We start from the raw sequence: 20377 nt of genomic DNA on the forward strand, positions 1-20377 counted from the left end.
AAGATGGCCTTACGTATTCAAAAAGGAAACAAGATGGACGCCCGTAACGACATGCAGGAAACCTGGATCACGCTCACCGCCGATATTGTCGCCGCCCATGTCAGCAACAACAGCGTCGCCGTTTCCGACTTGCCGGTCCTCATCGCCAATGTTCACGCTGCACTGGCCAATCTCGGCGATCCGGTGGTCGAACCTGAAGTCAAGCAGGAGCCTGCCGTTTCGGTGCGCGCGTCGATCAAGCCCGACTACATCGTCTGCCTTGAAGACGGCAAGAAGCTGAAGATGCTCAAGCGCCACCTGATGACGCATTACCAGATGACCCCTGAGCAGTACCGCGCCAAGTGGAACCTGGCCGCCGACTATCCGATGGTCGCGCCCAACTATGCTGAGCAGCGTCGCACGCTCGCCAAGAAGATCGGTCTCGGTACCAAGCGTCGCAAGGTCGTTCGCTAAGCCGACACGCGCTCCCGCCCTTGATCGCGATGATCGGGCGGGAGCACTTTGCGCCGTCGCGCTTCGCCGCTAGAAGATGCCGGGCAGAAAATGCCGGACAAGGGAATCGGGCGAAGGCTTTGGCGCGAAAAATCGATCTGGAAGCGCTGTGCAACCAAAAGGGGCTGCGGATCACCGATCAGCGCCGGGTGATCGCGCGCGTGCTGTCCGACGCCGAAGACCATCCCGACGTCGAAAAAGTCTATGAGCGCGCCTCCGCCATCGACCCCGGCATTTCGATCGCGACCGTCTATCGCACCGTCCGGCTGTTCGAAGAGGCCGGCATTCTCGACCGGCATGATTTCGGCGATGGCCGCTCGCGCTACGAACCCGCACCCGAAGCGCATCACGATCATCTGATCGATGTCGAGACCGGCAAGGTCATCGAATTCGTCGATCCCGAACTCGAACAATTGCAGAAGCTGATTGCCGAACGGCTCGGCTTCCGCCTCGTCGACCACCGGATGGAACTTTACGGCGTTGCGCTTGACCGCAAGGGCTGACGCCGCCGGCTGGGCTCGCTTTATCCTGCGCACGCTCCTGCTGGCCGGACTGGTGATTGCCTGCGCGATCCCGCACGGGCTGTGGCGCCTGTTCCGCCTGTCGTCGCCGTGGCCGCGCTGGTTCATGATCGCGACCACGCGCATTTGCGGCGTGCGGCGCCGGTGGGTCGGCGTGCCGCTGAAGCGCGAAGTGTTCTTCGTCGCCAATCATTTGAGCTGGCTCGACATCCCGGTGATCGCCAGCGCCAATGGCACCGCCTTCATCGCCAAGGCCGAGCTGGCCGATGCGCCGATCGTCGGCTGGCTGGCGAAGATGAACCGCACCGTGTTCGTCAGCCGCGCCGACCGGATGGGGGTCGCCGAACAGATCAACCAGCTCCGCGAAGCGCTTGCCGATGTCTGGGCGATCACGATTTTCCCGGAAGGGACAACCACCGACGGCCTGTCGTTGCTGCCGTTCAAGCCGAGCCTGCTCGCGGTGCTTGACCCGCCGCCGCCGGGCATTCTCGTCCAGCCGATTGCGCTCGATTATGGCGCGGCCGCGCAGGAAATCGCCTGGGTCGGGGTCGAAGAGGGACAAGACAACGCCTTCCGCGTGCTGAACCGCAAGGGCAGCTTCCCGGTGACGGTCCATTTCCTCGAACCCTTCAACCCGCGCGACTATCCGGGCCGCAAAGCCATCAGCGCCGAAGCGCGGCGGCGGATCGCCGAGGCGATGGAACGCATCCTCGGCAAGCCGCTGCGCCCGTTTCCGGGCCACGACGCGCTCGCGACGGTGCCGCCGGGGGTGGCTTATGAGGTGCCAGCCGAGACTTCAGTAGAGGGTTGAGCACGCCAGGTTCACGCGAAGCCCGCGAAGGTTCGCGAAGGGCGCGAAGCCAATTCACGCCGATCGACCGGGAGACCGCGACGAAAGTCGGCTAACGGCTGCGCCGCAAGTCCCGCCCTCTTCGCGAACTTCGCGCATCTTCGCGCCCTTCGCGTGAACCAATCAACCTCCGCCCCAAGCGCCAACGTCGCCATTTGTCCCCCCGCGCCCACCCCGCTATAGCCCCGCCAATGAACGCTCCCCCCAAAACCTTTCACGTCAAGTCCTTCGGCTGTCAGATGAACGTCTATGACGGCGACCGGATGGGCGAGCTAATGGCCGCGCAAGGGCTGACCGCGACCGACGACCAGTACGCCGCCGATCTCGTCATCCTCAACACCTGCCACATCCGCGAAAAAGCGACCGAGAAAGTCTATTCGGACATCGGCCGCCTGCGCAAACACGGCGACAACCCGATGATCGCCGTCGCGGGCTGCGTGGCGCAAGCCGAGGGCGAAGAGATCGTCCGCCGCGCGAAAGTCGATGTCGTCGTCGGCCCGCAAGCCTATCACAACCTGCCCGATCTGGTCGCGCGCGCGAGCCGGGGCGAGGCCGCGCTCGACACCGACATGCCGGTCGACATGAAATTCGGCCACCTCCCGGCGCGCCGCCGTGTGCCGCCGAGCGCCTTCCTGACGGTGCAGGAAGGGTGCGACAAGTTCTGCACCTATTGCGTGGTCCCTTACACGCGCGGCGCGGAGGTATCCCGCCCCTCCGCCGCGATCGTCGACGAAGCCAAGGCGCTGGTCGACGCGGGCGCCAAGGAAATCACGCTGCTCGGCCAGAATGTGAATGCGTGGGAGGATGAAGGGCCCCAAGGTCGACTGGCCCTGCACGACCTGATCGCCACGCTCGACCGGATCGAGGGCCTCGCGCGCATCCGCTACACGACGAGCCACCCCAACGACATGGCCGACGGCCTGATCGCCGCGCACCGCGACGTGGCGAAGCTGATGCCATTCCTCCACTTGCCGGTGCAAGCCGGCAGCGACCGCGTGCTGCGGGCGATGAACCGCAGCCACTCGCGCGACAGCTATCTGCGCCTGCTCGACCGCGTCCGCGCCGCTCGCCCCGATATCGCGCTGTCGGGCGATTTCATCGTCGGCTTCCCCGGCGAGACCGAAGCCGATTTCGCGCAGACGCTGAGCCTGGTCGACGCGGTCGGCTATGCCCAGGCCTATAGCTTCAAATACAGCCCCCGCCCCGGCACCCCCGCCGCGACAATGGCCGACCAAGTGCCGCCAGACGTCATGGACGACCGCCTCCAACGCCTCCAAGCCGCGCTCAACCGCGACCAGGCGGCGTTCAACGCCGCAACGGTGGGGCGGCGGTGCGACGTGCTGCTGGAGCGTAAGGGCAAGCTGGAGGGCCAGCTGATCGGCAAGAGCCCGTGGCTGCAATCGGTGCATCTGGTGGGGGATGCAGCGATCGGGGACTTGGTTGAGGTGGAGATTGTGGAGGCAGGCGCGAATTCGGTGATGGGGGAGCGGGTCGGGCCGACCCAGCCATAACCTAAACCGTCACCCCGGACTTGTTCCGGGGCCCACCGTGACGCACAAGCAATTTCTGGTGCTTTGCGTCCTGGTGAGGGGGAATCTGTTGGGTATTTCCGGGGTCGCAAGCCTGAAATTGAAGGCGTTTGGCGCGCTTTTGGCGGTGAGGGCCTGGGCACGGGTGATGCGTGTTCAGCGCATAGCGAAGGAAGCTCCGTGATGCTCCGAAGGACTCTGGCGTTGGGCTTTTTTGCGGCCGTTGCGGGCGTGATAACAGTGTCCGGCTGCGGGCTTGGAACGCCGTCGGAGGAACTTCGCTATCGGCTGACGGTCGAGGTTGATACGCCTGAGGGCCTGAAGACCGGATCGAGCGTGATTGCGATACGCGGGGTAAAGAACCCTGATTGGGTAACTCCTGAAGCGCGGGGTACGCGAGCTTCGTTTCAGGGCGAGGCGGCTGCGGTGGATTTGCCCGGCGGTAAGACTTTGTTTGCATTGCTTGAGACGGGCAGTGGGTTGAGCGATGCGGCGGAATATCCTTGGTTCGCCTTTGCCGATCGGTTGAAAGATTCGCCTGATTGGCTGGAAAGCATACGGCGGATGCGTGGATGGAAGGGCGAGGTGGCGGCGATTACCGGCACTGAACAATTGCGGGAAGACAATCAGATCAAACAAGTGCCGGTGTTACCCAAGCTAGTACAGTTTAAGGACATTCGCGATCCCAAAAGCGTGGAACGGGTAGATACGGCGAACCTTGCTGCCATTTTTGGTGCAGGGGTTAGTCTCCGACGTATCACCGTCGAAGTGACCGATGACGCGGTCACGACCGGGCTTGAGCGACGGTTGGGGTGGTTGCGGCAAATGGAGAGCCACAATTTTGAAAAAGATGGGTCTTTTAGTGCAAAGTACCCTCGTGATCTCATTGGTTTGAGGACGCTGTGATATGACAATAAGTAGAGATCTACTTCTCGCGATACTCGCCCTGGACGCCTATACTTGAAGCTATTTTTCCGGGCCCCACTGTTCCGCAGTTGAATCGACCTCAAGAATTAAGAATTCCAGGGACACAATACCTAATTCCGGGCCGTCAGTCGCCAGCAAGAATTCCGGGGACACGAATTCCGGGGACACAATACCTAATTCCGGGCCGTCAGTCGCCAGAACAAGGGTGGGGGGGCACAATAGCTAATTACCGCCCGCAAAGCGTTGCGCCCTAAAATTCACTCCGACAAAATCGCCTCATAATCCCGCGCGCCGTGCAGAATATGGAAGACAACCACCCGGCTCGCCTCTGTTCGATAAAACACCGCATAGCTCCCGAACACCCGTCGGCGCACGCCCTGCCGCTCATACCTCGGCACCAACGGAAAGCGGTTCGGGAACTCGGCCAGCCTCTCGCACTGTTCCCGCAAGTCGCGGATAAAGGTCAAAGCGCGGGCTGGATTGTCCTGCGCGATATAATCGCCGATTGCCTCAAGATCGCTTTCGGCTTCCGCCGTCAGGACGACGATCATTCAGCGGCGTCGGCCAAGCCGCGATACTTCGCTTCGAGCCGGTCGAACACTGCGTCCACAGGCCGGGTCCGCCCAGCCGCCGCATCATCCAGCCCGCGCGCAATCGAGGCATCGAGCGCCGCCAGCCGCGCCTCGCGCTCCTGCACCAGACGAACGCCCTCGCGCAGCACTTCGCTCTTGGAATTGTAACGACCGGTTTCGACAAGCTTCGTCACGAAACCCTCAAGCTGGATACCTAAGTCGGCACTGATCATTGGCTCATCTCCGTGACGGGAACCTAGCGGTTTATCAACTATTATCAAGATCGCGCGCGCACTTTCCCCCTGTCCCCCACGCCGCCGATCTGCCAAACTCGCCAACGGATGCAGCACGCCCGCCTCTCCTGCGCGACCCCCGGCTCGATTGGCCGGTGCGGCCCGTCGACAGCGCGCAAGCCGTTCCGATCCCGCCTGTTTTCAGCCTCCTCCTGCCCCAAGGAACCGCATGAGCCGCAAGCCTGTCCCCGCGCAATCCGGTGATCGCAGCCGCGCCGAGCTGACCTTCGATCGGCCCCAGCTGATGCCGCAGCTGTTTGGCGAGTTCGACAAGAACCTGTTGCTCCTCGAAAACCGACTCGGCGTGTACATTACCGCGCGCGGCAACAAGGTCGGGCTCGAAGGGACCGCCGAATCGGTGGCGGCGGCGCGCGATGTGCTCAATGGCCTCTACAACCGCATCATCCGCGGTGAGATCATCGATACCGGCCTGATCGAAGCGGTGATCGCGATGTCGGCCGAACCGACGCTGCACGGCATCATCAGCGCGGAGGCCTCCGCCCCGCCCTCGATCATGATCCGCACGCGCAAGAAAACGATCGTCCCGCGCACCGTCGCGCAGGCGCATTATATGCGCGAGCTGCTCAACAACGACATCATCTTCGCGCTCGGGCCAGCGGGCACCGGCAAGACCTATATCGCGGTCGCGCAAGCCGTCGCACAGCTGATCACCGGCAGCATCCAGCGGCTGATCCTGTCGCGCCCGGCGGTGGAGGCGGGCGAGAAGCTCGGCTTCCTGCCCGGCGACATGAAGGAGAAGGTCGATCCGTACCTTCGCCCCTTGTACGATGCGCTCAACGATTGCCTGCCCGCCGAGCAGGTCGAGCGGCGGATCGCGAGCGGTGAAATCGAAATCGCGCCGATCGCCTTCATGCGCGGGCGCACGCTGGCCGACGCCTTCATCATCCTCGACGAAGCGCAGAACACCACGCCTGCGCAGATGAAGATGTTCCTCACCCGCTTCGGCGAGAACAGCCGCATGGTGGTTTGCGGCGATCCCAAGCAAACCGACTTGCCCGGCGGCATGAACGCGAGCGGCCTGAACGACGCGGTCGGGCGGCTTGAGGGGGTGGAGGGCCTGTCAATCTGCCGCTTTGGTGCTGGCGACGTGGTGCGGCATCCGATTGTCGGGCGGATTGTGGAGGCGTATGAGGGTGCATCATGAACGCCCCCGCCGACCCGCCCAGCCGTGCCGAACAACAGGCCTTATCTGCGCCCTTTCTTGTCGAGGATGCGGAAGTCGTGCGGCTGATCGCGCGCCTTGCCGATGAGCGCGGCACGCCGATGGCGGAGATCGTCAAGCTGGCGGTGAAAGACTATTTCGACCGGCATTCGCGCGGCAGCCCGGCGCCCGATTGGTTGCAGAAATTTTGGCAAGATCACCCGCTGCCTCTGCCGACAGGCTTGAAGGCCGACAAGCGCTTCTATGATTCGTTGAACGATGAACTGTGACAATCTTCGTCGATGCGTCCGCGATCGTTGCCATGATCGCGAAGGAGCCGGAGGCTGGCGCCTTTGCTGAATTCTTGAACAACGACCCGCTTCGGATAACGTCGCCGCTCGCGGTTTGGGAAGCTGCTCGTGGCGTGCAAAGTGCGCGCGCGGTGCCGCTGACGGAAGCACGCGGGCTTGTGTTCGACTTCATTGCAGCCGCCGAGTTGCAGATCGTTGCGGTCGAGCCTGCCGATGCGGACCTAGCCTTGGATGCCCATGCGCGATTTGGCAAAGGCGTTAATCCTGCGGCGCTGAACTTCGGGGATTGCTTCACTTATGCGGTCGCGCGGCGACACGAAGCGGCCCTGCTGTTCAAGGGCGACGATTTCACCCAGACGGACATCAAGGATGCAACGCTGATATGGTCATCGTTGAACTCAGCCGCGACGATGCATGGGGAACCGTCGTCGAGTGGGAAAGTCTCGCACGGTCCGCCGCAAATGCTGCGATCGCCGCCACCCCCTATGGCGAACTCATCACAACCTCCGCCACGATCGAAATCTCGGTCCGGCTCACCACCGATGCCGAGGTGCAGGCGCTCAACCGCGACTATCGGCACAAGGACAAGCCCACCAACGTGCTGTCCTTCCCGATGATCCAGCCCGATCTCATCGACACCGTCACCCAGAATTCCGACGATGGCGAAGTGCTGCTCGGCGATATCGTGCTCGCCCATGAAACCTGTGCGACCGAAGCCGCCGACAAAGGGCTCAGCCTCGCCGATCACGCGACGCACCTGATCGTCCACGGCACGCTGCACTTGCTCGGTTACGACCATATCGACGATCGCGCTGCGCAGGCGATGGAGCAGATCGAGCGAGATGTGCTACACAGTCTCGGACTCCACGATCCATATCACGACCAAGAGGACTGAAATACCACCTATGCCTGATGGCCAAAGTAGCGGCGCCGGGGATGCCGGCACCCACGAAGGCGGGTTATGGCGCTCGTTCCGCGCGCTGATCTTCGGTGATCCCGGCGACGACTCGCTCCGCGCGCAGCTTGAAGAAGCGATTGACGCGCATGAGGATGATCCCGCCCCCGACACCAAAGGCGATTTGTCGCCGCTCGAGCGCCAGATGGTGCGCAACCTGCTCCATTTCGGTGAGCGCGACGCGGGCGACATCGGTGTGCCGCGCGCGGACATCGTCGCGGTGCCCGAAAGCATCAGCTTTGCCGCGCTGGTCCGCCAGTTCGCCGATGCGGGGCACAGCCGCCTGCCGGTCTATCGCGACGAACTCGATACGATCATCGGCATGGTCCACATCAAGGACGTGTTCAACATCCTCGCGACCGGCGCGCCGCACCCCGACTCAATCGCCGCGCTGATCCGCGAGCCGCTGTTCGTGCCGATGTCGCGCGGCGCGCTCGATCTGCTGGCGGACATGCGCAACAAGCGCGTCCATCTGGCGATCGTGCTCGACGAATATTTCGGCACCGAAGGCCTCGTGACGATCGAGGATCTGATCGAGGAAATCGTCGGCGATATCGAGGATGAGCATGACGAGGCGCCGCAAGCTTTGCTCGTGCCGATCGATGGCGGCAGCTGGGAAGCCGATGGCCGCGCCGAGCTGGAGGATGTCGCCGAAGCGATCGACCCGCGCCTCGCCGAAACCGACGACGATATCGATACGATTGGCGGGCTCGCGGCCGTGCTCGCGGGGCATGTGCCGGTGGCGGGCACCTGCCTCGACCACCCGAGCGGCTGGCGGTTCGAAGTCGTCGCCGCCGACACCAAGCGCATCCAGAAGCTGCGGCTGCATCCGCCAACGCACCGCGAAGAGGGATTGGCCGAAAGCGGCTGAACTGGTATCCCTGCGTCCATAATTGGTCGGGGGATTGAAGATGCGCGGATGGACGTTGCTGGCCAGTATCGGTGTCCTCGCGGCGCTGACCGGAACCGTCGCGGCGCAGCGCAAGCCTGCCCCCAAGCCCAAGCCCGCTGCCGCCAAGCCCGCTGCGCAGATCGTGACGCCGCCCAAGGCGCGCTATGCGATGGATATCGGCACCGCATCGGGGCTTGCGGGCATGATGGGCGGCGGCAAGCCGAGCATGGGCGACATGATGCGGATGGCGTCGGGCGGCGGCGACAGCGAAAGCCACACGCTCCACCTGCGGCTCGGGTCGGTGCTCGCGCCCACCGGTGGCGGCCCCAAGGCCGATCATTATTTCCTGCCGCCCGCCAATATGGGGCCTTCGGTGCCGCTGGTGACGCCGGTGATCCAGCCGACCGGCACGCCCGAAATGCCGCAGCAGTTTGAACGGCCCCGGGGGCGGCTGATCCTGTTCTGGGGCTGCGGCGCGCATGCCCCGGCCAATCAGCCGGTGATCATCGATTTCGCCAATCTGGCGGCGGGCCAGGTCCCGCCCGACCTGTTCACCAGCCGCGTGACGTTCGATCGCGGGCCGAGCGTCAACAACAGCCGCACCTATGGCGAATGGCCCAATGCGCGCTCGGGCCGGATGCCGCAGGCGGGGACGCTGCTCGGCCAGCACCGGATCGCGGGCAATTATGCGCCCGAAATCGGCTTTTCGCTCCAGCAGGATTATATGCCCGGTATTCAGCTGCGCACAACCATGCCCGCCGATGGCACGGTCGCGCTCAACTGGAGCCCGGTCAACGCCGCCACCGGCTATTATGCATGGCTGATCGGCGCCAATGGCGCGGGCCGCAAGGGCCGCAACGACACCGGCGACATCGTCTGGTGGTCGTCGTCGAACAGCCGCGATTTCGGCGGCGCGCTATGGGACTGGATCAGCCCCGGCGTGGTCGCGGGCCTCGTGCGCGACGGCACGGTGATGGCCCCCACGACCACCAACTGCGTCATCCCCGCCGAAGTCCGCAAGGCCACCGGCGAAGGCATGTTCGGCAATCTGATCGCTTATGGGCCGGAGGAAAATTTCGTCTATCCGCCGCGCCCCGACAAAGGCCCGTGGAATCAGGAATGGACCGCGCGCGTGCGCTTCCGCTCGATGACGTCGTTCCTGCCCGGCATGGAGATGGGCGACGCCCGCGGGTCGGACAATCGCCGCGATCCGCCCAAGAAGCGCTGCAAGCCCAGTCTGCTCGGCGCGGTGACCGGGCTGGGCTGCTAGAGTAAGATGACTTCACCTTGACCCGTTCGTTTCGAGCGCAGTCGAGAACCAGGCCAAAGGCGGTGCGGCCGCGTTTCTCGATGTCTCGACGTCGCTCGACAGAGCCTTCGCTCGAAACGAACGGATGGGGGGTGATTCAGTCCAAAGCCATCCCGCGCTAAAGCCTCTATCACTCCCAAAAATAGGCAAACCGCGCTGCGCTTTCATCGCCCGTCGTGCGTTTCCGCTTTGCGCGCGCCGACGGGAAGGATAGTTCTGCCGCCATGCTAAGACATATTCTCATCGTTTCGGGGCTGATGGCGCTGGCCGCAATTGGCTGGTGGATTTGGGCGAGCCAGCCCGATCAGGCCAAGCTCAGCCTTGCCGCCGTCCAGGGCGCGCAGCCGAAGATCACCGCGCCGCGCCCGCAAATGATCCCGACGATCAAGGTCGCCGATGCGGTCGGCTGGCCGGCCAATGCCGCGCCGACTCCGGCGGCGGGGCTGAAGGTCAATGCCTTTGCCACCGGGCTCGATCATCCGCGCTGGATGTACCGTTTGCCCAATGGCGATGTGCTCGTCGCCGAAACCAATTCGCCGCCGCGTGATGTCGGCGGCATCACCGGGCTGGTGATGGGCTATTTGCTGAACAAGGGCGGCGCCGGCGTCCCCTCGGCCAACCGCATCACCCTGCTGCGCGATGCCAATGGCGATGGCGTGGCCGAGCTGAAGACGGTGCTGATCAGCGGGCTCAACTCGCCGCTCGGGATGACCTTGCTCGGCGGCCAGCTCTATATCGCCAACACCGATGCGCTAGTGCGCGTGCCGTTCGTGCCGGGCCAGACCAGGATCACCGCCAAGCCCGAAACCGTCGTGCGCTATCCCGGCGGCGGCAATCACTGGGCGCGAAATGTCATTGCCAGCGCCGACGGCAGCCGCCTGTATGTCGCGGTCGGATCGGCAACCAACATCGCCGACGACGGCCTCGACAAGGAAGAAAATCGCGCCTGCATTCTCGAAATCGATCCGGTCGCGAAGAAGTTCCGCCCCTTCGCCACCGGGTTGCGCAATCCGCAGGGCCTCGCGTTCGAACCCGTCAGCAGGCGGCTGTGGACGACGGTCAATGAACGCGACATGCTCGGGTCGGACCTCGCGCCCGATTATATGACCTCGGTCGGCTTGGGTGATTTCTTCGGCTGGCCGTACAGCTATTGGGGGGGCTATGCCGACGACCGCGTCTCGCCCAACCGGCCCGACCTGTATGAATATGCCCGGCGCCCCGATTATGCGCTGGGGCCGCATACTGCCTCACTCGGCCTCGCCTTTGCCAGCGACGCGAAGCTTGGGCAGCGCTTTGCCAGCGGTGCCTTCGTCGGCCAGCACGGATCGTGGAACCGGGTGCCGGTGTCGGGCTATAAGGTCATCTACGTCCCGTTCGATGCGCAGGGCTTTCCGCAGAAGAACGCCAAGCCGGTCGATGTGCTGACGGGCTTTCTCGATGCCAAGGGTCAGGCGCAGGGGCGCCCGGTCGGCGTCATTACCGATCGCACCGGCGCACTGCTGGTCGCTGATGATGTCGGCAATCGAATCTGGCGTGTATCAACGATGTAGCCTATCCTGTTGATCGCATGGGGCGATGGGGGTGATATTTGGGGGGGGGGTGATATTTTGGCAGTAAGGGTCGTTACCAATCCCGAACGCATGGCCGCGAACTGGCGGATCGCGATGTTTGGCCTCGCCAATTTGTTTCTCACCACCCACCGTGCGTTTCAAAGCACCGACACCGCGATCAACCCGACCGAGCTGCAAATCTATCTGACGGTCGCGGTCGCCAATGTCCAAAAGCTGATGCGCGAGCGCCAGATTCCCGAACAATTCACCGGCACCGACATTCTGCCGCGCGAATGGGTGGTGCCAATCTCGCGCAACGCGATAGCCTCAGCCACCGGCCTGCCGCGCGAAACGGTGCGGCGCCAGGTCGAAAAGATGATCGAGCGCGGCCTGCTGATCGAAGACCCGCGCGGCGGCGTGACACCCCCTGAAGGCATGGTCGAAAAGCTCGGCCTCGCGCCGATCCTCGAACCGATCATGACCGAATTTACGCGGACGGCGGAAATGCTGATCCGGCTGGGCGTGATCGACCGGCAGGAGGATTGAGGGTGAACGGGCGCGAGCGGCTTTGGTGCCGCTTCCATCCCATTGACCCGCCCCTCGCAATTTGGCTACCGACGCTTGCGCTGTCCCCACCCGACTCGCCGACGCTCGGGGAGCCTTGGTCACCTCAGTGAACCCGCTTGATTACTTGCGCCCGGTCGGAAGGCTGCGCGTGTTGCTCTACGATCGCCGCGCGCGATCGGAGCTGATCACGCGCTGGACCAGAAAAAACGCGGTCCATCAATCCAACACGGTCACATGGCTCGATCGTTACCCGCAACTGTTTGCCGCAGCGCAGACCGAACTCAGCGAAAACACTGCGCCTGCCATTTTGTCGTTTGGCTGCTCGAGCGGGGAAGAGGTCGTGAGCCTGCGTCGGTATTTTCCGAGTGCGAGGCTGGTCGGCGCCGAGATCAACGCCGTGCAGCTCGCGGCCTGTATGCATCTGGCCGCGGACCCACAGATGACGTTCATTCGCTCGACCCCTGCCGCGATCGCCGAACTTGGTCCTTATGACGCTATTTTCTGCATGGCCGTGCTGCAACGCTTGCCTCACGAAGTTGAACGGCGCGGTATCCGCAACATCGCGAAGCGATATCCTTTTGCGCGCTTCTCCGACGAGGTCAAATTCCTGGCGGACCAGTTGCGACCAGGCGGGCTGCTGGTGACAGACCACTGCCAATACCGCGTGGAAGACGTCGATGCGCCGCTTCGGCCCGTTGTGAATGCAACGCTCTCTCTGGCCAAAGGCCCCCGCTTCGATCCCAGCGGTGAAATGATCGCACCGCAGCCCGTGGTCGCCCGGATGTTCCGCCGATTTGACGCGCGCGGCGGGCATGCGGAAGGGGAGATGATCCGGCTGGGCGTGATCGAGCGGATGGAGGACTGAGGGGGTGGGCGGCTTGTGCGTGGCAACATTCGCAGCACGACGAATGACTGTCGGGGGCCAGTGCAGGCCGACCTCCCACTATTTTTCCTTTTCGCCGCCGGCCCGCACACCCAGCATCAGCTTCAGCAATGTCTGCTCGTCATTTTGATCTGACTCACTCGCAACACTGACAGCAACCTTCTGATAGCCGATCGCCTCGTCGAGAACGGTGAAATCGCCGCGCTTATGTGCGGACATCCAATCGGCGAACAGCCACTTTGCCAGAAGCGGCGCGGCGTCGCGACGACCGCCCTTGTAAGCCTCCTTCAGAAGTGACGCCGCTTTTGGCTGGCTGCGCGCAACGCCGTCTCCGTTCCAATAGATTTGCCCCAGCACGAATTGTGCGTTCGGCTGACCTTGAGCGGCGGCCAGCTCGTACCAATGGCGGGCCTGTACAATGTCTCTTGGGACTCCCAAGCCCTCCAGATAGAAGTTTCCTAGGTCAGTCTGCGCATTCGCCTCGCCGAGGTCGGCAGCTTGGCGGCAGAGTGCGACCCCCTTCGCCTCATCCTTCGGCACCCCTTTTCCGGCAATGTAGAGATTGCCCAGTGCGCACATTGATCTGGCGTAGCCTCGATCAGCCGCCTGACGGTAAAGCGCTGCGGCCTTGGCCAGATCGCGCGTGGCACCAACGCCCTTCTCATAACAGAGCGCGGCGTTGTGAAGCGAATCCGCCCGCGATGCCGCGGCCTTGGCGTGCCAACCACATGCGGCAACTTCGTCGCGCAGCGCCGGTGGACCTAACGGACCAAGCAGCTCGCCCAGCATCTCTTGTGCGTCGGATCGGCCCTGAGCCGCGAGCGCTTCGAGGGCTGAGCGCGCATCCGATTGCCCGCTCAGCCACCGTTGCGCGAGCTGCACGACGTCGGTTCCCACCGGTGTATCCCCGGCAGCGGGCGATGCCTTCGAAGGGGCGTCATCAATACTGCCCACGGCGCAAGCTGGGGACGCCACGCACATCACCATGGCGGTTACGAGGAGGCGAAGTCCCTGCTTCACATCTCAATTCGCAAAAATCATCGCGTCGTCGGCAAACGCCTTGAACTCCAGCGCATTGCCGCTGGGGTCGCGGAAGAACATCGTGGCCTGTTCGCCAATTTCGCCCTTGAAGCGCATGTGCGGCGGGATGCCGAAGGAAACCCCCGCGTCGCTCAGCCGCGCGGCGAGGGCTTCCCAATCGGCCATCGTCAGCACCACGCCGAAATGCGGCACCGGCACGTCCTTGCCATCGACCGGATTGTGATGCGCCGGCGCGGCGGTGGGCGAGAGATGCGCGACGATCTGATGCCCGAACAGATTGAAATCGACCCAATGGTCCGAACAGCGCCCCTCTTCGCAGCCGAGCAGACCGCCGTAAAAGGCGCGCGCGGCGGCGAGATCATGGACGGGGAAAGCGAGGTGGAAGGGGCGGGCCATGGCCGCATCCTATCGCAGCCGGGCCTGCGCGTCATCGCTCTTGTTTGGCGAAACCTGACCGCATAGCGAGGGCGGCGATGATCGCGATTCTCTCCCGCCGACCCGGTCTTGCCGCGCTGATCCTCGGCGCGCTGGCCGCGACCGGATTCGCGCCGCTCGAGCTTTGGCCGGTGACGCTCGTCTGCGTCGCGCTGTGGCTCGCGCTCGTGCATGCCGCCCCCAGCGTACGCGCGGCATTGTGGCGCGGGTGGCTGTTCGGCTGGGCGCACCTCACGCTCGCCAATATGTGGATCGCGCAGGCATTCACTTATCAGGACGCGATGCCGCATTGGCTGGGCGCACAGGCGGTCGCGCTGTTGTGCCTGTATCTGGCGATTTACCCGATGATGGCGGCGGGGCTCGCGTGGCGCTGGGGCAAGGATCATGCGCCCGGCGCCGCGCCTGACCTGCGTTTCGTGCTGATCGCGGGCGCGGCGTGGATCCTCACCGAATGGCTGCGGAGCTGGGCGCTGACGGGCTATCCGTGGCCGCCACTCGCGACGATCTGGCTGCCGGTGCTCGGCGTCGCGTGGAGCGCGGCGTGGGTCGGCACTTATGCGCTGTCGGGGCTGACGGTAGTGGCGGCAGGCGCGCTGCTGCTCGCGCTGGGCCGCAAATGGACGCTTCCCGCGATCGTTGCCCCCGTGGTCATCGCGCTCGCGCTGACCGGGATCGTCACCCCGGCCACGCCCGCCGCGAGCGATCCGAACGCCCCGCGCATCCGCGTCGTCCAGCCCGCGCTCGATCAGGAACAGCGCCCGCGCCCCGATTATCCGGAAACCAATTTGCAGGCGCTGCTCGCGAACAGCGGCACCGCAGGCCCCGCCCCGCGGCTGGTTGTCTGGCCCGAGGGGGCACTGCGCCTGCTGATCGAGGAAGGCTATCCGCCCCAATTTTATGCGCGCGGTGACCCGGTGATCACGCGCAAGCGCATCGCCGCCGTGCTTGGCCCGCGCGACATCGTGCTGACGGGCGGCAATGCGGTGCAATTCAAGCCCGATGGCGAGATCGCCGCGATCACCAATTCGATCTTCGCGATCGACGCGAGCGGCACGACCCTCGGCCGCTACGACAAGGCGCATCTGGTGCCATGGGGCGAATATCTGCCGTGGCGCCCGCTCCTCTCGCAGATCGGCATTTCACGCCTCGTCCCCGGCGAGTATGATTTTGCCCCCGGCCCCGGCCCGCGCAGCCAGCCGCTGCCCGGCTTCGGCGCGGCGGGCATGCTCATCTGCTATGAAGTGATCTTCTCAGGCCAGGTCGTCGACGCCAAGCATCGCCCGGCCTTCATCTTCAACCCGTCGAACGATAGCTGGTACGCCAAATTCGGACCCGAACAGCATCTGGCGCAAGCACGGCTGCGCGCGATCGAGGAAGGGTTGCCGATCATCCGCGCGACGCCGACCGGCATTTCGGCGATCGTCGACGCCGATGGCCGCATCGTCGCCAGCGTCGATTGGGGCAAGCCCGGCGCCGCCGAAGCCCCCCTCCCCGCGCCGCATCCCCCCACGCTGTTCGCGCGCTTCGGCAACTGGATCGCGCTCGCCCTTGCCGTGCTGCTCGCCGCACTTGGTGTTGCCATCCGCCGCCGCGCGCGATAGGGGCGCATATAAGGAAAGCTTTATATGTGGTCCGTCAGGGCCGCATGGCGCTCAACCACAAGGGAATTCGCATGCGCTCTTCGTTTCTCTTCACCTCCGAATCGGTTTCCGAAGGCCATCCCGACAAGGTCGCGGACCAGATTTCGGACGCGGTCGTCGATCTGTTCCTGTCGAAGGACCCCTATGCGCGCATCGCGTGCGAGACGCTGACGACGACCAACCGCGTCGTGCTCGCGGGCGAAATCCGCTGCAAGGGCGTGTATGAAAATGGCGAATGGGCGCCGGGCTCGCGCGAGGAAATCGAAGCCGCTGTCCGCGCGACCGTGAAGCGCATCGGTTATGAGCAGGACGGCTTCCACTGGCAGACGTTCGATTTCGCCAACCACCTCCACGGCCAGAGCGCGCACATCGCGCAGGGCGTCGATGAAGCCGGCAACAAGGAAGAAGGCGCCGGCGATCAGGGCATCATGTTCGGTTACGCGACCGACGAAACCCCCGATCTGCTGCCCGCGACGCTCTATTACTCGCACCGCATTCTCGAGCAGATGGCGGCTGACCGCCACTCGGGCGCCGCGCCCTTCCTCGAGCCCGATGCGAAGAGCCAGGTCACGCTGCATTACGAAAACGAAGTGCCGGTCCGCGCGACCGCACTCGTCGTCTCGACCCAGCACGCGCCCGGCTATTGCGACGACGGCGCCGCGGGCAGCGACCCCGAGAAGTACGCCGTGCTGCGCGATTATGTGACCGGCGTGTTCAACCAGGTGCTGCCGGCCGGTTTCATCACCGACGAGACCAAAATCTACGTCAACCCGACCGGCCGCTTCGAAATCGGCGGGCCGGACGGCGACGCGGGCGTGACCGGCCGCAAGATCATCGTCGACACCTACGGCGGTGCTGCCCCGCACGGCGGCGGCGCGTTCAGCGGCAAGGACCCGACCAAGGTTGACCGCTCGGCCGCCTATGTCGCGCGCTACCTCGCCAAGAATGTCGTCGCCGCCGGCCTCGCGCGCCGCTGCACGATCCAGCTGAGCTACGCGATCGGCATTGCCGAGCCGCTGAGCGTCTATGTCGACACCCATGGCACCGGCACGGTGGCCGAAGCCAAGCTCGAGGAAGTCCTCCCCCAGCTCGTCCGCCTGACGCCGCGCGGCATCCGCGAGCATCTGAAGCTCAACGCGCCGATCTATCAGCAGACGGCGGCATACGGCCATTTCGGCCGCAAGGCAGAGGGCAATGCCTTCACCTGGGAAGCGACCGATCTGGTTGAGCAGCTGAAGGCGGCGGTGGCGTAAGCCCACTTGCGCTAAACAATTGAAACGATAGGCTCCCCGGGCGTCCACCGACTCCCGGGGAGTTTTCTATGCGGTTGCTGCTGGTCCTCGCCTTGCTGGTCGCTGGTGCGCCAGCCCGCTCGCAGCAGAGCACGCCGCCGGTAGCGATCAGCGCGCAGGATCAGGCGCTCGTCGACCGCGCGGTGCGGCGCGGCAAGCTGATCTACGCCTATGATCAGGCGGCATGGCACGGCACCGACGATGCCCTCGCCAAGGCGCCGGACCTCGGCCCCAAGATCGGCGGCTGGGTCGTCGACGGCCCGCCCGAAGCCACCGAATTCCTGTTCTTCGATAAGGATAGCACGAAGCCGCATGCGCTTTACGTCGCACGCTTCCGCGACAACAAGCTGGTCGAGGGGCACTTGCTGACCGATGCCGAGGATCGCAGCATCAGCCCGTCACGGCTGAAACTCATTGCCGCGCTCAACGCCGCGCGCGATGCGGCCCGGGCCGCGCGCATCGGCAATTGCAGCGACAAGCCCTTCAACACGGTCGTTTTGCCGCCCGAGACGCCAAACGGGCCAACGCTCGTATATTTCCTGACGCCGCAAACCACCAATGATACGTTGCCCTTCGGTGGCCATTACCTGATCGAAGTCGCCGCCGACGGAACAGCAGGCACACCAGCACCGTTCGCGAAAAGCTGCATCGCCCTGCCAGCCAAGCAACCGAATGCCGCCGCGCTTTTGATCACCCATCTGCTGACGCCGGTGCCGACCGAAATTCATGTCTTCGCGTCGCTGTCAGCACGGCTGCCGCTGTTCGTCGGCACCACACAAAACCAGCTATTATGGGGTGTCAGCGGTGCCAAGATTGTCGCGACCGGTAAGCTCGACGACAAGAACTGACGACGAACGCCCCTCTGGTTTCGGAGATATGCGCCATGCGACTGCTCGCCTCGTTCCTTGCGCTCACCCTCACGCCAGCGCTCGCCCCGGCGCAAGCGCCCGGCGAGGTCCGGCTTGCGGCCAACAAACCCTATCGCCACAAGCCGACCGGTCTGGTGATCCCCGTTTCGATCGACGGCTTGCCGCGCACCCGCGTCGTGGCATGGGAAGCCGACATCGACGAAGCTGTCAATTTCCAGTCCGCAGATGGTCGCGAAGCGATCAGCATCTACATCTTCCGCAACGTCACCGGCGCCATTCCGGTTTGGTATGACCGGACAGCATGGGTAATCGGACACCGCGACCTCTATGGCGGCGCGACAGCGGTCGTCCCTCCCGCCGCGTTCGTCCCGCCGCAACAGCGCAATGCCAGCGCGCTGATCGGCAGCTACCGCCCCGGAAAGAAGCCGTTCAAGTCGACCGGCGCAGCCTATGTTCCGATTGGCCCCGAATGGTATGTGTCGGTTCGCTATTCGTCGGCGTCGCTCGCACCCGAAGCGCTCGACACCCGTTTGCGCAGCGTCATCGCGGCGATTGAGTGGCCCAGCAAGATCGAGCCGCAACCCGATGCGGCACCCGTTGTCGACTGCGCCCAGCCGCTCGTCACAAGCGGTGAGGCCAAGATGGCGACCGGCGACAAGATGGGCGCGTCCGCACTATTCGGCGGGCTGATGGCGAGTGCCGCGCGCGACGACAAAAAGAAGATGAACGCGATCGACCCGCCCGTTGTCTGGTGTCGCGATACCGGCACCTATGCGGGACTTGAGGCGCATGGCGTCTATCGTCCGGTCGGGACCAGCGATCGCTACTTGATCGCATTTCAAGACGCTGGGCGCGGACTATGGGTCGGACCGGACGAATTGGCGACGCTCATTGACAAAGATGCCTCGCCATCGTGGAGCATCGCGGTGGTGGGCATCGCCGACACAACGAACTACGCGAATCGCGATCGGCTGCCCGCGCCGACACAGGCGCTCGCCATTTCGAACAAGGAGCAATTCACGTCCAAGGCAACGACCTGGGGCAAGAAGCGCAACGTCACGATTGGCGAAGGCGCGCTGAAATAGGCGACGACGGGCGCATTTGGCAGAAGCATAACCCAACGCGCGCCCCACCCCCCGCTTGCCCCATCCCGCCCTTCGCCATAACCTCTCCCCCCGGGGAGGCCAACGCAATGCGCAGCGTGATCGTGGCGGGACTGATCATCTTGGCCGGGTGCGACGGCTTTGTCGGGCCGCGCGCGCCGGGCGCCGCTTGCCCCGAAGTCAGCCCCACGCGCTTTGCCGAACTCGTCGCCGGGGGCGCGACGCAGGGCGAAGCGACGATCAGTGCGGATGGCACATCGTCGATCGTCATCGGCCCCGGCGTGGTGCACTGCGCGAGCGGCCCGTTGCCGCGTGCGTGCCGCCGCCCCAATGACTTCGTCATCCGCTACGTCCTCGCCGATCGGTCGCGCGTGCAGGTCCATGTCCCCGCCGAATCGCAATATCGCCTCCGCGCCGGTGCCAGCCCCACCACCTGCGAGATCGTCGCGCCGCCCCGCGCCTAACGGCCAGCGCGTCCACGCTGGGGTCGGCGACGGCGCGATGCCGCGTCAGAATTCCGCCTTCCAATGTCGGAAAACCGGTGCGACGATTGCTGCAACGGCTCTTTGACAATCGAATCAGCTAAGGCAGCGGGATCGGTCCACGCGCCCTGAAACGCGCCGCGCACCCACGCGAAGGCTGCCCCCCCCCTGCGATGGTCATAACCTTTGACACCTTTCGCGCGCCGCCACGGCCTCCCGCACCCGCCCCGGCTGGACTTTCGCGCCCGCTCCGCTACCGGCCAGCGCCATGAACGATCCCACCACCATCCGCCGCCTCTATGGCCGCCGCGCGGGGCACAGGCTGCGGCAGGGGCAGGCCGCGCTGATCGAGGCGCTGCTGCCGCAAGTCGCGGTGCCCGAAGACGGCCCGCTGACCGCCGAGCGGCTGTTCGGCGACACGCGCCCGATGCAGCTCGAAATCGGCTTTGGCGCGGGCGAGCATCTCGCAGGACAGGCAAGCGCGCATCCCGACCACGGCTTTATCGGCTGCGAGCCCTTTCTCAACGGCGTCGTCGGCGCGCTCAACCATATCCGCGACGGCGCGCTGGCCAATGTCCGGCTGCATATGGGCGATGCGCTTGGCGTGATCGAGCGCCTGCCCGATGCGAGCCTTGAGCGCGTCTATCTGCTCCACCCCGATCCCTGGCCCAAGGCGCGCCACGCCAAGCGGCGGATGGTCAA

23 protein-coding genes and 1 pseudogene are annotated in these 20377 nt (G+C 64.6%); 20 read left to right on the forward strand and 4 right to left on the reverse strand.

The window, feature by feature from the left end; all coding sequences use genetic code 11:
* Positions 1-33 precede the first annotated feature (33 nt).
* The 5 genes from K2W81_RS04030 to K2W81_RS04050 all read left to right on the forward strand — a co-directional run bounded on the left by K2W81_RS04030 (position 34) and on the right by K2W81_RS04050 (position 4298).
* Positions 34-453, forward strand: a complete 420-nt coding sequence (locus K2W81_RS04030; protein ID WP_294101620.1) for a MucR family transcriptional regulator — start codon at positions 34-36, stop codon at positions 451-453.
* Positions 454-572: 119 nt separating this feature from the next.
* On the forward strand, positions 573-995 hold the full coding sequence (locus tag K2W81_RS04035) for a Fur family transcriptional regulator (RefSeq protein WP_294101621.1): 423 nt from the start codon (positions 573-575) through the stop codon (positions 993-995).
* A complete protein-coding gene (locus K2W81_RS04040; protein WP_294101623.1) occupies positions 979-1824 on the forward strand; it encodes a 1-acyl-sn-glycerol-3-phosphate acyltransferase in 846 nt (281 codons plus the stop codon). The genes K2W81_RS04035 and K2W81_RS04040 overlap by 17 nt, the downstream gene beginning before the upstream one ends.
* A gap of 230 nt (positions 1825-2054) precedes the next feature.
* A complete protein-coding gene (miaB, locus tag K2W81_RS04045; protein WP_294101626.1) occupies positions 2055-3374 on the forward strand; it encodes a tRNA (N6-isopentenyl adenosine(37)-C2)-methylthiotransferase MiaB in 1320 nt (439 codons plus the stop codon).
* Between the two features lie 222 nt (positions 3375-3596).
* A complete protein-coding gene (locus K2W81_RS04050; RefSeq protein WP_294101629.1) occupies positions 3597-4298 on the forward strand; it encodes a hypothetical protein in 702 nt (233 codons plus the stop codon).
* 278 nt (positions 4299-4576) lie between these two features.
* On the opposite strand, the gene K2W81_RS04055 is transcribed toward K2W81_RS04050, so the two are convergent.
* Entirely contained in the window at positions 4577-4870 is a 294-nt protein-coding gene (locus tag K2W81_RS04055) for a type II toxin-antitoxin system RelE/ParE family toxin (RefSeq protein ID WP_294101631.1), read from the reverse strand.
* Positions 4867-5124, reverse strand: a complete 258-nt coding sequence (locus K2W81_RS04060; RefSeq protein WP_294101634.1) for a type II toxin-antitoxin system ParD family antitoxin — start codon at positions 5122-5124, stop codon at positions 4867-4869. Before K2W81_RS04060 ends, K2W81_RS04055 begins: the two co-directional genes overlap by 4 nt.
* A 229-nt stretch (positions 5125-5353) precedes the next feature.
* On the opposite strand from K2W81_RS04060, the gene K2W81_RS04065 reads away from it, so the two are divergent.
* From K2W81_RS04065 to K2W81_RS04105, 9 genes and pseudogenes are all read left to right on the forward strand, one after another.
* Positions 5354-6349 carry a PhoH family protein gene (locus tag K2W81_RS04065; protein WP_294101636.1) on the forward strand — a complete coding sequence of 332 codons (996 nt, stop codon included), beginning with the start codon at positions 5354-5356 and terminating at the stop codon, positions 6347-6349.
* Complete coding sequence (locus K2W81_RS04070; protein ID WP_366932204.1) at positions 6346-6636, forward strand: type II toxin-antitoxin system VapB family antitoxin; 291 nt, start codon at positions 6346-6348, stop codon at positions 6634-6636. Before K2W81_RS04065 ends, K2W81_RS04070 begins: the two co-directional genes overlap by 4 nt.
* A pseudogene (locus K2W81_RS04075) lies at positions 6633-7007 on the forward strand (type II toxin-antitoxin system VapC family toxin); the annotation flags it as partial. The gene K2W81_RS04070 and the pseudogene K2W81_RS04075, both read left to right, overlap by 4 nt.
* 32 nt (positions 7008-7039) lie before the next feature.
* The gene (gene ybeY / locus K2W81_RS04080; protein ID WP_294101641.1) at positions 7040-7552 is read left to right on the forward strand and encodes an rRNA maturation RNase YbeY; all 513 of its coding nucleotides are present in this window, start codon (positions 7040-7042) and stop codon (positions 7550-7552) included.
* A gap of 10 nt (positions 7553-7562) precedes the next feature.
* Positions 7563-8483: a hemolysin family protein gene (locus tag K2W81_RS04085; protein ID WP_294101644.1), complete on the forward strand. Its 921-nt coding sequence runs from the start codon at positions 7563-7565 to the stop codon at positions 8481-8483.
* 40 nt (positions 8484-8523) lie between these two features.
* Positions 8524-9774, forward strand: coding sequence for a hypothetical protein (locus K2W81_RS04090; RefSeq protein ID WP_294101650.1), 1251 nt, complete (start codon positions 8524-8526; stop codon positions 9772-9774).
* 263 nt (positions 9775-10037) lie between these two features.
* Positions 10038-11363 (forward strand): sorbosone dehydrogenase family protein, encoded by a 1326-nt coding sequence (locus K2W81_RS04095; protein WP_294101652.1) that lies wholly within the window; start codon positions 10038-10040, stop codon positions 11361-11363.
* A 90-nt stretch (positions 11364-11453) separates the two neighbouring features.
* On the forward strand, positions 11454-11909 hold the full coding sequence (locus K2W81_RS04100; RefSeq protein WP_294101656.1) for a hypothetical protein: 456 nt from the start codon (positions 11454-11456) through the stop codon (positions 11907-11909).
* Positions 11910-12081: 172 nt separating this feature from the next.
* Entirely contained in the window at positions 12082-12795 is a 714-nt protein-coding gene (locus tag K2W81_RS04105; protein ID WP_294101659.1) for a trans-aconitate 2-methyltransferase, read from the forward strand.
* A 78-nt stretch (positions 12796-12873) separates the two neighbouring features.
* Here the strand turns inward: K2W81_RS04105 and K2W81_RS04110 are convergent, their stop codons facing one another.
* Both K2W81_RS04110 and K2W81_RS04115 read right to left on the reverse strand, forming a co-directional pair.
* On the reverse strand, positions 12874-13833 hold the full coding sequence (locus K2W81_RS04110) for a tetratricopeptide repeat protein (protein WP_294101662.1): 960 nt from the start codon (positions 13831-13833) through the stop codon (positions 12874-12876).
* Between the two features lie 3 nt (positions 13834-13836).
* Positions 13837-14250, reverse strand: a complete 414-nt coding sequence (locus tag K2W81_RS04115; RefSeq protein ID WP_294101665.1) for a VOC family protein — start codon at positions 14248-14250, stop codon at positions 13837-13839.
* Between the two features lie 77 nt (positions 14251-14327).
* Between K2W81_RS04115 and lnt the strand changes: the two genes are divergently transcribed.
* The 6 genes from lnt to K2W81_RS04145 form a co-directional block, all read left to right on the forward strand.
* The gene (gene lnt, locus K2W81_RS04120) at positions 14328-15890 is read left to right on the forward strand and encodes an apolipoprotein N-acyltransferase (protein ID WP_294101668.1); all 1563 of its coding nucleotides are present in this window, start codon (positions 14328-14330) and stop codon (positions 15888-15890) included.
* Positions 15891-15961: 71 nt separating this feature from the next.
* Positions 15962-17182, forward strand: a complete 1221-nt coding sequence (gene metK / locus K2W81_RS04125) for a methionine adenosyltransferase (protein WP_294101671.1) — start codon at positions 15962-15964, stop codon at positions 17180-17182.
* Positions 17183-17250: 68 nt separating this feature from the next.
* Positions 17251-18069 carry a hypothetical protein gene (locus K2W81_RS04130; protein WP_294101674.1) on the forward strand — a complete coding sequence of 273 codons (819 nt, stop codon included), beginning with the start codon at positions 17251-17253 and terminating at the stop codon, positions 18067-18069.
* Between the two features lie 35 nt (positions 18070-18104).
* Entirely contained in the window at positions 18105-19175 is a 1071-nt protein-coding gene (locus K2W81_RS04135; RefSeq protein WP_294101677.1) for a hypothetical protein, read from the forward strand.
* A 107-nt stretch (positions 19176-19282) separates the two neighbouring features.
* Positions 19283-19657 (forward strand): hypothetical protein, encoded by a 375-nt coding sequence (locus tag K2W81_RS04140; protein WP_294101679.1) that lies wholly within the window; start codon positions 19283-19285, stop codon positions 19655-19657.
* Between the two features lie 286 nt (positions 19658-19943).
* A partial coding sequence (locus tag K2W81_RS04145; protein ID WP_294101681.1) for a tRNA (guanine(46)-N(7))-methyltransferase TrmB occupies positions 19944-20377 on the forward strand: 434 nt, incomplete at its 3' end.

Source organism: Sphingomonas sp., assembly GCF_019749955.1.
Lineage (GTDB): Bacteria > Pseudomonadota > Alphaproteobacteria > Sphingomonadales > Sphingomonadaceae > Sphingomonas.